Source organism: Streptomyces sp. NRRL S-495, assembly GCF_000966955.1.
Classification (GTDB): Bacteria; Actinomycetota; Actinomycetes; order Streptomycetales; family Streptomycetaceae; genus Kitasatospora; species Kitasatospora purpeofusca.
In genome coordinates this window covers 1-10,736 of sequence record NZ_JZWY01000841.1, presented here as the reverse complement: position 1 = coordinate 10,736, position 10,736 = coordinate 1, and the positions used below count along the sequence as shown (strand labels likewise).

Here is a 10,736-nt window from a genome sequence, read left to right as displayed (position 1 = left end):
GAACGCCGCGCCCTGCGGGTCGGCCGCCACCAGCATCCGGCCCAGCCGGCCGACGTCCATCACCGGGGCGAGCAGGGTGCCGCCGGCCGCGACGATCGCGTCCTGGGTGGCCTGGGCGTCGGTGCTCGCGAGGTAGCCGGTCCAGACGGTCGGCGGCTCCGGTGCGCCGTCCGGGCTCATCGCCGGGCCGATGCCGGCCACGGCCCTGCCGTTGAGCTCGCAGACCGCGTACCCGCCGAACTCCGCGGGCCCGGGCGCGCCCTGCCAGCCGAACAGGTCGCGGTAGAAGTCCAGCGCGGCCTGCTGGTCCTTCGCCATCAGGTCGACCCAGCACGGGGTGCCGGTCGGGTAAGGAGTGGTGACTTCGGGCATGTTCGCTCCTCCTCGTGGGATCCCCCGCCGGTCACCCTCTCCTCGGGGCGGCCGTACCACCGCCCGACACGCCGCCCCGTTCGGCGCGGGGGAGCGCCCGGAGGTCCCGCGCCGGGGCCGGGAGGCCGCGTAGCCTCCTGGGATGGTGCGAAGCGCGGCGAAGGACGTGGACGGCTACCTGGCCGAGGTGCCCGACGACCGCAGGGAGGTCCTGACCGAGCTGCGGCGACTGTGCCGCCGGGAGCTGGTGGGCTTCACCGAGGCCATGGCCTACGGCATGCCCGTCTACGAGCGGGACGGGGTCGCGGAGATCGCCTTCGCGAGTCAGAAGCAGTACATCTCCGTCTATCTGATGCGCGGTGATGTGCGCGAGGACTTCGCCGAACGGCTGGCGGGACAGGACATGGGCAAGGGGTGCCTCCGGTTCCGCCGACCGGAGGCCGTCGACCTCGGTCTGCTGCGCGACCTGCTGCGGGCGACCGCGGCGCGGCCGGGCCCGGTCTGCTGACGAAGGGAGCACGGGGTGGCGGACTCGTGCCGCCGGGGCGCCGCCCTCGTGCACCGGGCCTCCCGGCTCGGCTCAGTGGTCCTCCGGCCTTCCGAGCCGCGCCTCGGCGGCGTCGAGGAGGAGGTCGAGCGCGTGGGGGTAGGCGCTGCGGTTCATGTCGGCGGTCAACAGGTGCGCGGTGGCCGCGATGTGCGGGTGGGTGGTGGCGTCGAGGCGCGCGTAGGAGGCCTGCCAGACCTGGTAGTCCGCGCTCAGGGCGGCCGAGGGCAGGGCGAGGGCGGCGGCGTCCAGGACGGCGAAGCCGAGGCTCTGGTCGACGAAGGCGTGGTAGATGCGGACGGCCTCGGGGTCCGGGAAGCCGGCGTTGCGCAGTATGCCGAGGATGTTCTCGACGGCGGTGATCTCGTTGGCCCGGCCGGTGGTGCGGTGGGCGGCGAGCAGGGCGGCCTGGGGGTGGGCCTGGTAGGCGGCGTGGATGCGCAGGCCGATGGCGCGCAGGTCGGCCCGCCAGTCGCCGGTGGGCCGCCAGCCGTGCTGGGCGCGGCCGATCAGCTCGTCGGCGATGGCGATCAGCAGGTCGTCGGTGCTGTGGAAGTAGCGGTACACCGCGCTGGGGTCGGCGCCGAGCGCGGCCCCGAGCCGCCGGACGGTGAGCGCCTCGGCGCCGTGCAGGCCGACCAGTCGCAGCGCGGTGTCGACGATCAGCTCGGCGGACAGGACGACGCCCTGCTTGGTGGGCCGGCGGCGCTTCCGCTCGGGCTCGGGAACCACACGTTCGGTCATGCCCGCAGAGTATGTCAACGGCATTGACGTAGGGAGGGGTCGCGCACGGATTCGGCGCGTCGGCCCGACGGCGACCTGCCCGGGTCCCTGACGGGGCCCGTCCCTGACGGGGCCCTACCCCGCCGGGCGGACCGGGAGGCTGCGGGGGCCGCGCACCAGGAGGCCCGGCCGGTACGGCAGGGTGGCGGGGTCGGTGGCGAGGGACAGCGCGGGCAGGGCGTCGAACAGGCGGGGCAGTGCGATCGTCGCCTCCAGCCGGGCCAGTCGGGCACCGAGGCAGATGTGCGGGCCGTGCCCGAAGGCCACGTGCGGCAGGGCGCGGCCGTCACCGGGGGTGAACCGGCCGGGCCGGAAGTCGTCCGGGTCGGGGAAGACCTCCGGATCGCGGTTGGCGGCCGCCAGGACGACCAGGACGGAGGAGTCCGCCGGGACGACCGTGCCGGAGCCGAGGTCGACCTCCTCGCGGGTGCGCCGCCAGGTCGTGCCCTCCAGCGGGCTGGCGTGCCGCAGCGTCTCCTCGACCACCGCGGCCCACCGGGGCTCGCCCTCCTGCCGGGCCGCGGCCAGCTCGCCGGGGTGGCCGAGCAGCAGCAGCGAGGCGGAGGCGAGCAGGTTCATGGTCGTCTCGTAGCCCGCGAAGAGCAGCAGGAACGCCATCGCCAGCAGTTCGGTGTCGTCCAGCGCCTCGGCGTCCTCGTCGGCGGCGAGCAGGCTGAACAGGTCCTCGCCGGGCCGGCGGCGCTTGTCCGCGATGAGGCCGGTGAAGTACCGGTGCAGGCTCTGCCAGGCGTCGTCGATCTCGCCGGGGGCGAGGGCGCCGGCCGGGGAGCCGACCCGGTAGGTCCAGGTGCGCAGGTCCACCCGGTCCTCCTCGGGCACGCCGAGGATCTCGCCGATCACCAGGACGGGCAGCGGGAAGGCGAAGTCGTCGACGAGGTCGGCGGCTCCTTCGCGGTCGAGGCGCTCCGCGAGCCCGCCGAGCACCTCATCGGTGAGCCGGGCGATCCGCTCGCCCAGGGCGTCCACCCGGCGGGGGGTGAAGGCCACCGAGGCCAGTCGGCGCAGGCGGCGGTGCTCGGCGCCGTCGGTGTTGAGCATGTGGCGCTCCAGCACGGAGCGCGCTCCGGCCGCCGGTCCCACCCGGCCGGACCCGCCGGCCCGCGGCGCCGGGACGTTGGAGAACCGGGGGTCGGCCAGCACCGCCCGGGCCTGGCGGTAGCCGGTCACCAGCCAGGCCGAGGTGCCGTTGGACAGTGCCACCCGGGCCGCCGGGCCCTGCGCCCGCAGCCCGGCGTAGAACGGGTAGGGGTCGCGGGCGAACGCGGCGTCGGCGGGGTTCAGAGCTGTGGTCACCGGGCCATTCTCGCCGGGCGCCCCGAAGGGCCCGACACGGCCCCCGGCCCCGGACGGATCCGGGGCCGGGGGAGTGCGGCGCCGCCGCCCCGCGTCACCGCCGAGGGGTCACCTCCGGACGGGGCGGAAGACCGGCTCGGTCCAGTCGCCGTCCGGGACCGTCCGGTCGAGCGCCGCGCCGAGCACCCGCTCCTCGTACCGGAAGTGGGACTCCATGATGGCCGCCAGCCCGTCGAGTTCGCGCCGGACCGCCTCGTCCGGGCCCGGGCCGCCGGTGGCGGCGGCCTGCTCGGCGAGTTCGGCCACCCGGGTCAGGATCGAGGAGATCAGGCCGTGGTCCTCGACCAGTTTCGCGACCGTCCCCGCGAGCTCCGGCCGTTCGCGCACCAACTGCGCGAACAGTCCGTCGTCCTCGCCCCGGTGGTGGGTCTCCAGGGCGGCGCAGAAGGCCAGACAGTGGGTGGCGAGTGTCCCGCCGCCTGTGCGCCGGTGCCCCGCACCGGACGCGAGGTCGTTCTTGAGGTCGTTGATCAGGCGACGCAGTTCGTCGTGTGCCAGCGAGAGCTGCCGGCCGAGGGCGGCCGTACGGCCGCCGTCCTGGGAAGCCACGTTCGGGCCGTCCCTTCGGTTGTCGCACCTCCATGCCTGACGCAGCCCGTCACCGGCACGCGATGCCGCCGTGATCCGATCACACCTTCGCCCGCCCGGGCAAGCGCCCGCCGATCACACCTTCGCCCGCCCGGGCAAGCGCCCGCCGCTCCCGCCGCGCAGTCCATCGCTCCGGGCCCGAGCCCGTTCCCGTGCGGACCGACGGCGTCGGCGTCCGGCTCAGCCCGCGCGACGGTGATCAGATCGGCGCCGTCCAGGACGACGGCCGCGTCCGCGGCGGTGAGGTTCCCGCGCGGGACCTGGGTGAACCGCGTCGGAGGGTCGGCCCGGACCGGTGCCGGCGGGGCCGGGGAGTCGTCCGTGAGGAATTTTGGTGCCGCCGTACCCCATGGCGACCACCAGGGCCAGCGCGGCGATCAGGATCAGTCCCGTCCGGGCGTCGCCCCGGCGGAGCTGGTGGCGCCGGCGGGTGGACCGGGACGGGCGGCACCGCCGGGGCGCCGGGACCGGGACGAGCGCCGTGAGCTCGACCGCGAACGGCGGTTCGGTGGACAGGACATGGACCAGGATCCGGCACAACTCGGCCTGGGCGTCCGGTTCCTGAGGCCCGGCATCGAAAGCCTCCACAGCAGCCCGGCCGTCCGGTTGCGACGAGAGTCGGCGTCGGACCAGGTCTCCTACGGCCTCGCCCATCGCCCGGCCCGCGCCCGGAAGCGTTCATCGCAAGCCATTGCAACGCTCCGTGAGGCCGGTCGTTGCGTTGAGTTCATATCCATTGCAATGAAGGTGTCATTGACCCTTTTGTGAGGCGGGTTTGAGTGCCATGTGCCGTTGACTGATCTATGAACGCAATGTAGCGTCCACCTTGTTCGGGAATGCGCGAACACCCTGTCCCGGAAGCGCCGCGATACGAGAAGAGGCACCACCATGTCCGTCGACACCACCGCCCAGGACGCGTCCACCCCGTCGCCGGAGGCCGCCGGGCCGGAGCGGCCCGAACTGCGGGCGGCCGCCCAGGCGTTCGTGGACGCCGGGTTCGCCGGGATCCAGCTGCGGGTGCACGACGAGCGGGGCGCCTGGGTCGGCGCCGCCGGGGTGCGCGAGCTGGGCGGGACCGAACTGCCGCCGGTGGACGGGCGGTTCTGGATCGGCAGCAGTACCAAGACCTTCGTCGCGGCGCTGGTCATGCGGCTGGTCGCGGACGGCGTGATCGGGCTGGACACCCCGGTGGCCGAGCACCTGCCGGAACTCGGCCTGGACGGGCGGATCACCGTGCGGATGCTGCTCCAGCACACCAGCGGGCTCTACAGCTACACCGGCGAGCTCGGCGCCGACGGGACCTTCGTGCCGGGGCTCCCCTCGGTCGGCGGGCCCTGGGTGGAGAACCGGTTCCACAACTACCGGGCGGGGGAGCTGGTTCGGTACGCGCTCGCCAGGCCGGCCCGCTTCGAGCCGGGAACCGACCAGAACTACTCCAACACCAACTACACCGTGGCCGTGCTGCTGATCGAGGCGGTCGGCGGCCTCCCGTACGCCGAGGCGATGCGCCGACACGTCCTGGAGCCGCTCGGGCTGCGGGACACCGTGGTGCCGGGCGACTCCCCGGAGCTGCCCGAGCCGCACGCGCACGGCTACGCCCGCTACCAGGACGGCGAGGAGTGGAAGGTCGTCGACGTGACCCGGCAGAACAGCTCGCTGCTGACCGGCGCCGGCGACATGGTCTCCACCGCCCGGGACCTGCACACCTTCTTCTCCGCGCTGCTGGGCGGCCGACTGCTGCCGGCCCCGCTGCTGGAGGAGATGCGCACGCCGCACGGGATGCTCGGTTACGGCCTCGGGCTGTTCGTGCAGGACCTCGGCCCGGAGCACGGCACCATCGTCCACCACAACGGCGGTGCCCCGGGCGGCTACGGGGCGCTGATGATCGCCACCCCGGACGGCGGCCGGACCCTCACGGCGGGGCTGACCACGGGCGACTCCGCGATGGACCCGGCGCAGGTGTTCCCGGGGGTGCTGGACGCGCTGATCACGGTCGTGTTCCGCGACGGCCGCGGACGGTGACCCGGACGTGCCCGCCGTCGGCGGGACGGTTCACCGGACAGCGGTCGTCCGGTGAACCGTCCCTGACGGTGCGTCAGGCCAGTGGACGGCAGAGCACCGCGTCCGGGACGCCGTAGTGCAGCCACCGCCAGGTGAAGGCGACCCCGGCGAAGTACTCGTTGTCGCCGCACTGCCCCTTGTAGTAGCCCGGGGCCCAGTCGCTGCCGGACGAGCCGCCGGTGGCGGGGCGGTTGTCGCCGTGGTCGAACCACAGGGTCCGGTCGGCGGTCGGCAGGGCGGCGGTCGCGGGTGTGCAGAGCAGGGCGGACATCGCGTTGGAGCTCACGCTGTAGCCGACGGCGAAGGTGCCGTCCGGGCACTGGAGCTTGTTGTAGCCGGAGGCCCAGTCGCCGTGGGTCACATAGCGCTCGTCGGTGACGGTCACCCAGTCGCCGGCGCCGGTCGCGGGCTGCCCGGCGTCGGTGCACAGGCCGCGGCCGTCGCTGCGGGCGAGGCCGACCAGCCGCTGGCCGTCGGGGCAGTTGCCCTTGCGGTTGCCCGGGCTCCAGTCCGGCCGGGCGAGCATCCGCCGGGAGAGGTCGAGGTCGGCGTGGTCGAGGTCGAGCAGGCCCCAGTGCGGGGTGGGGGCGACCTGGCCGGTGTACGAGGGCGCGTTGATCAGCCGGTGCCAGTACGGCGCGCGCCAGTCGCCCGGGTCCTCCAGGCTGAGCGGGCGGCCGGCGGTGTCGAAGTCGAGCAGCGCCCAACTGTCGTTCGGCACGCCGTTGGTGTGCCAGCCCACCAGCGGCCAGACGGCGAAGTCGGTGTCGTTCGCTGCCAGGATCCGGGTGAAGTTGTCGAACCAGGCCTGCTCCTTGGCGTCGGTCGAGCCCCGGCCGCCGGCGCCGAACTCGCTGATCCACACCGGCGCGGTGAAGTGCTGGCCGGACTGGGTGACGAACAGGGCCTCGTCGTTGACGACCTGCGCCAGCTGCGCCGGGGTGAAGTCCTGGTAGCGCGGGTCGCTCGTGGAGCCCGCGGAGCCGCTCGCCGCGCCGGTGTTGGCCGGGCCGGTGTAGCCGTAGAAGTGCGCCGAGTAGACCAGCTTGCCCGAGTCGATCAGGGCGTTGGAGAGGTTGCGGACCGGGGTCAGCTGCGGCCGGCCGTGGCTGAACCCGGCGGCCGGTATCCCGTACCAGTTGATGCCCTCCATGATGACGAGCAGGTCGGGGTCGGTCCGCAGGATCCGGTTCCCGGCCTCCTCGAACGCGGCGTACTGGTCGTGGCTGTCGCCCAGGCCCCAGTTGGGGTTGTCCCAGGTGTCGCGGCGGACCTCGTTGCGCAGGTCGGCGCCGACCACGCGCTTGTTGTCCTTGTACCGGTCGGCCAGGAAGACCCAGTCGTCGATCCACTGCTGAGTGGACTGCCCGCTGTTCCACCGCTCGTTGCCGTCCAGGCCGCAGCAGAACCGGTAGCTGGTGGTGTGGTTGTTGAGGATCACCGCGAAGCCGTCGGCGGTCAGCGCCGACACGACCGCGTCGAACACCTGGAGCGGGGTCTTCCCGCGCAGTTGCGGGTTGGCCGTGACGGCGACGTCCGGCACCGTGCTCCGGTCGTGGAGCAGGGCGTTGGCGAAGGGCAGCCGGATGCTGTTGATGCCGAGGCGGTGGAAGCCGCCCAGGATGTCGGCGATCGGGGCCCGGTCCAGGCCGAGCGGCAGGTTGTAGGAGACCTGTCCGGCCTGGTTGTTGGCCGGGTCGGTGGTCGGCCCGCTGCCCTGCCAGGTGCCCTGGGCGCCGGCCCAGTTGCCGGACCTGAGCTTGAAGCGGGCGCCGGAGGCGTCGACGATGTAGCGGCCCCGGGTGCTGAGCGGGCCGGTCCAGGAGGCGGCCAGGGCCGGTCCGTCGAGTACCTCCGGTGCTGCCCCGGCCGCACCGGAGGCAGTGGTTCCGACGGCTCCGACGGCTCCGACGGTTTCGGCGGCTCCGGCGGCGGTGCCGGTCCCCGCCGTCATGGCGACGCAGGCGAGCAGGGCGGCCCCCGCCGCCAGCGCGCGGCGCGCGAATGTGTTCATGGTCATCCCGGTGGGTGAGGGTTGGTCTGGCATGGATGTGACAACCGCGGGTGTGACAACCATTCATGCCCCGTCCGCCCGGCCGGGACTCCGCAGTGGCCCGGTGGATCGGACGGCGGGCGCGGGTGCCGGGAGGCGGGCGGCCGCCCGGGCGGGCCCGCGCCGATGGTCGGGCCGGAGGTTAGCAGTGGCGGCGAGGATGTATGGACAACTCCCGGTGGCGGAAACCGAGCTGTCCGGCGAACGGCGTGCGGCGATCGGTGCGTGTACGGCCGACGGGGGTGCGCGGCGGGTGGTGCGCGGTGGGTGGTACTCGGCGGGTGGCACGCGGTCACCGGTGCGGACGGGGCCGGGGTCGGTGCGGATCTTCTCAGCGCCGGTCGCGCGGACTACGGTGAGGCCGTGGCGGACACCTGGGGAAGATTCGAGGGCCGCGTCGCCCTCGTCACCGGCGCCGCCGGCGGCATCGGCGCGGCGACGGCCCGGCGGCTGGCGGCCGAGGGTGCGGCGGTGATCGCCGTCGACATCGCCGACGAGGCCGGGGAGGACCTGGCCCGGTCGATCACCCGCGCGGGCGGCCGGGCCGAGTACCGGCACGGCGACGTGACCTCCGCCGCCATGTGGAGCGAACTCGCCGACCACGTCCGCGACCGCCACGGACGGCTCGACGTCCTGCACAGCAACGCCTACGCCGTGGTCGTCAAACCCGCGCACGAACTCGCCGAGGAGGAGTGGGACAGCCAGCTCGCGGTCACGCTCAAGGCGTCCTGGCTGGCGGTGCGCGCCCTCGTCGGCGACCTGGCCGCGAGCGGGGGCTCGCTGGTGCTGACCTCCTCGGTGCACGCCCTGGTCGGCCTGCCCGGGCACCCCGCCTACGCGGCCGCGAAGGGCGCGCTGTGCGCCCTCGGCCGCCAACTGGCCGTCGAGTACGGGCCGCAGGTCCGGGTGAACACCGTGCTGCCGGGGCCGATCCTCACCCCGGCCTGGGACCGGGTGGACGCGGCGGCGCGGGCCGACAGCATCGCCGGGACCGTCGCCAAGCGCTTCGGCACCCCGGAGGAGGTGGCCGCCGCCGTGGCCTTCCTCGCCTCCGCCGACGCCTCGTACATCACCGGGGCGACCCTGGTGGTGGACGGCGGCTGGTCCGTGCTCAAGGACTCGGCGTGAGCCGGCCGGACCGCCCTGGCCGGTTCGACGACCCTGACCGCCCTGACCGCTTCTCCCGCCCCGTCCGGACCTCGCAGAACGGAACGACCACCATGCCCGACCAGGACCAGCAGCCCGTCGTCTGGGCCCCCGGCGCCCACGAGCTGGGGGAGGGCGCCCGCTGGGTGGACGGCCGACTGGTCTTCACCGACATCCTCGCCGGCCGGCTCCTCGAAGTCTCCGGCACCGCGCCCGGCACACCGCGCGAACTCCTCCGCCTGGACGTGCCGTTGGGTGCGGTGGCCCCGGTCGAGGGCCGCCCCGGGCACTGGATCGCCGCGGCGGGTACCGGCATCGCCCTGCTCGGCCCGGACGGTTCCACCGAGTGGCTGGCCCGCCCGGAGGAGGACGCCGCCACCCCCGCGCGGATGAACGACGGCGTCTGCGACCCCCAGGGCCGCTTCTGGGCCGGCAGCATGGCGTACGACGCGACCCCGGGCGCCGGTTCGCTCTACCGGACCGACCACGACGGCACCGTCCACCGCGTCCTCACCGGACTGACCATCGTCAACGGCCCCGCCTTCAGCGCCGACGGCCGGCTGCTCCACGTCGCCGACAGCACCGCGGGCGTCATCCACCGCTGCACCCTCGACGCCGACGGCAACCCGCTGGACATGGTGGAGTTCGCCCGGATCACCGACGGCGGCTCCCCCGACGGCATGACCGTCGACACCGAGGGCCGGCTCTGGGTGGCGGTCTGGGGGAGCGCCGCCGTCCACCGCTACGAGCCCGACGGCACCCTCTCGGCCGTCGTCCCGCTGCCGGCGCCGCAGCCCACCTCCGTCTGCCTCCGGCCGACCGGCGGCCGCCTCCTCGTCACCACCGCCCGGTTGGGCCTCGCCGGCGCACCGCCCGCGTCCGGTGCCGTGCTCGCCGTCCCCGTCGACGCCGCCGCACCGCCGGCGGCCGCCTACCGCCCGCGCTGACAGCCGACCTGACCCGACGTGGCCGGGGCCCGACCCCTGCCCCGACCCGACGCCTGCCCCGACCCGACCTGGCCGGGGCCCGCTGTCGGTGCCCCGTCCTAGGCTGCGGCCATGAGCATGATCGGGAGGTATCTCCGGCTGAGCGCCGGGGAGTTGGAGCGGGCGGAGCAGGACCCGGAGTGGGTCCGGGAGTTCGTGGAGGAGCTGGACGAGGGGGCGCAGGACGGCCGGTCCGGCGGGGCGTGGGCGCGCCTGCACGGCACCGGCCGGGCCTGGCAGGCACTCGACTTCCTGCTGCGCCGACGGGAGTTCCCGGTCGACGTCGTGTACGGCGAGGCGGAGCTGCCCGGCGCCGAGGACTGGGGCTACGGCCCGCCGTGCCTGATCACCCCCGAGCGGGTCCGCCTCGCCGCCGGGACCTTCGCGGAGCTGGACCCGGGCCGGCTGACGGAGGGGATCGCCGCCGCCGACCTCGCCGAGGCCCGGATCTACCCGCACGGGCTGTGGAACTCCGAGGACGCGCTGCACCTGGTGACGGCCGAGTACCGCGCCCTGGCCGACTTCCTCGGCGCGGTGGCGACCCGCCGGCACGGCGTCCTGGTCTGGATCGAGTGACGACGCCCTGGGCGACCGCTCCAGCCCGGTTCACCGAATCTCCACGCGGGGTGGCCGCATCCTTCCGCCGATCCGGGGTACCGGGCCAGGACCGTGTCGACACGACGGAAGGACTCCCATGGTGGCCCCCACCGGTGAACTGCTCGTTTCCGCCGCTGCCCCGACGGCGGACCCCTTCGGACCTGCGGCGCCCGCAAACGCTCCCGGCGCCGACGACCCCGGCCGCACCCCCGGCGCCGCCGGCGGCCCC

At 74.5% G+C, this 10,736-nt stretch carries 10 protein-coding genes; 5 read left to right on the top strand and 5 right to left on the bottom strand.

Going from position 1 to position 10,736, the window contains the following annotated elements:
• A partial coding sequence (locus tag VR45_RS34675) for a VOC family protein (RefSeq protein ID WP_045943888.1) occupies positions 1-372 on the bottom strand: 372 nt, incomplete at its 3' end.
• A 142-nt stretch (positions 373-514) separates the two neighbouring features.
• On the opposite strand from VR45_RS34675, the gene VR45_RS34670 reads away from it, so the two are divergent.
• Complete coding sequence (locus VR45_RS34670; protein WP_045943887.1) at positions 515-880, top strand: DUF1801 domain-containing protein; 366 nt, start codon at positions 515-517, stop codon at positions 878-880.
• A gap of 72 nt (positions 881-952) precedes the next feature.
• On the opposite strand, the gene VR45_RS34665 is transcribed toward VR45_RS34670, so the two are convergent.
• The 3 genes from VR45_RS34665 to VR45_RS34655 form a co-directional block, all read right to left on the bottom strand.
• Positions 953-1,663: a TetR/AcrR family transcriptional regulator gene (locus VR45_RS34665; RefSeq protein ID WP_045943886.1), complete on the bottom strand. Its 711-nt coding sequence runs from the start codon at positions 1,661-1,663 to the stop codon at positions 953-955.
• Between the two features lie 114 nt (positions 1,664-1,777).
• Positions 1,778-3,016, bottom strand: a complete 1,239-nt coding sequence (locus VR45_RS34660) for a cytochrome P450 (RefSeq protein ID WP_045943885.1) — start codon at positions 3,014-3,016, stop codon at positions 1,778-1,780.
• A 108-nt stretch (positions 3,017-3,124) separates the two neighbouring features.
• Positions 3,125-3,625 carry a hemerythrin domain-containing protein gene (locus tag VR45_RS34655; protein WP_045943884.1) on the bottom strand — a complete coding sequence of 167 codons (501 nt, stop codon included), beginning with the start codon at positions 3,623-3,625 and terminating at the stop codon, positions 3,125-3,127.
• A 927-nt stretch (positions 3,626-4,552) separates the two neighbouring features.
• On the opposite strand from VR45_RS34655, the gene VR45_RS34645 reads away from it, so the two are divergent.
• Positions 4,553-5,686, top strand: coding sequence for a serine hydrolase domain-containing protein (locus tag VR45_RS34645; protein ID WP_045943882.1), 1,134 nt, complete (start codon positions 4,553-4,555; stop codon positions 5,684-5,686).
• A gap of 73 nt (positions 5,687-5,759) precedes the next feature.
• Here VR45_RS34645 and VR45_RS34640 read toward each other — a convergent pair whose 3' ends face one another.
• Positions 5,760-7,739 carry a cellulase family glycosylhydrolase gene (locus VR45_RS34640; RefSeq protein WP_107084363.1) on the bottom strand — a complete coding sequence of 660 codons (1,980 nt, stop codon included), beginning with the start codon at positions 7,737-7,739 and terminating at the stop codon, positions 5,760-5,762.
• Positions 7,740-8,141: 402 nt separating this feature from the next.
• Between VR45_RS34640 and VR45_RS34635 the strand changes: the two genes are divergently transcribed.
• From VR45_RS34635 to VR45_RS34625, 3 genes are all read left to right on the top strand, one after another.
• On the top strand, positions 8,142-8,906 hold the full coding sequence (locus VR45_RS34635; protein WP_045943889.1) for an SDR family oxidoreductase: 765 nt from the start codon (positions 8,142-8,144) through the stop codon (positions 8,904-8,906).
• On the top strand, positions 8,903-9,871 hold the full coding sequence (locus tag VR45_RS34630; protein ID WP_353612748.1) for an SMP-30/gluconolactonase/LRE family protein: 969 nt from the start codon (positions 8,903-8,905) through the stop codon (positions 9,869-9,871). Before VR45_RS34635 ends, VR45_RS34630 begins: the two co-directional genes overlap by 4 nt.
• Positions 9,872-9,982: 111 nt before the next feature.
• The gene (locus VR45_RS34625) at positions 9,983-10,486 is read left to right on the top strand and encodes a YfbM family protein (protein WP_045943879.1); all 504 of its coding nucleotides are present in this window, start codon (positions 9,983-9,985) and stop codon (positions 10,484-10,486) included.
• Positions 10,487-10,736 lie beyond the last annotated feature (250 nt).

What these genes read in the sequence shown, in the direction of transcription:
- VR45_RS34670 (WP_045943887.1), top strand. Translation starts at nt 515, where the DNA reads ATGGTGCGAAGCGCGGCGAAGGACGTGGACGGCTACCTGGCCGAGGTG.
- VR45_RS34665 (WP_045943886.1), bottom strand. Translation starts at nt 1,663, where the DNA reads ATGACCGAACGTGTGGTTCCCGAGCCCGAGCGGAAGCGCCGCCGGCCC.
- VR45_RS34640 (WP_107084363.1), bottom strand. Translation starts at nt 7,739, where the DNA reads ATGAACACATTCGCGCGCCGCGCGCTGGCGGCGGGGGCCGCCCTGCTC.
- VR45_RS34625 (WP_045943879.1), top strand. Translation starts at nt 9,983, where the DNA reads ATGAGCATGATCGGGAGGTATCTCCGGCTGAGCGCCGGGGAGTTGGAG.
- VR45_RS34645 (WP_045943882.1), top strand. Translation starts at nt 4,553, where the DNA reads ATGTCCGTCGACACCACCGCCCAGGACGCGTCCACCCCGTCGCCGGAG.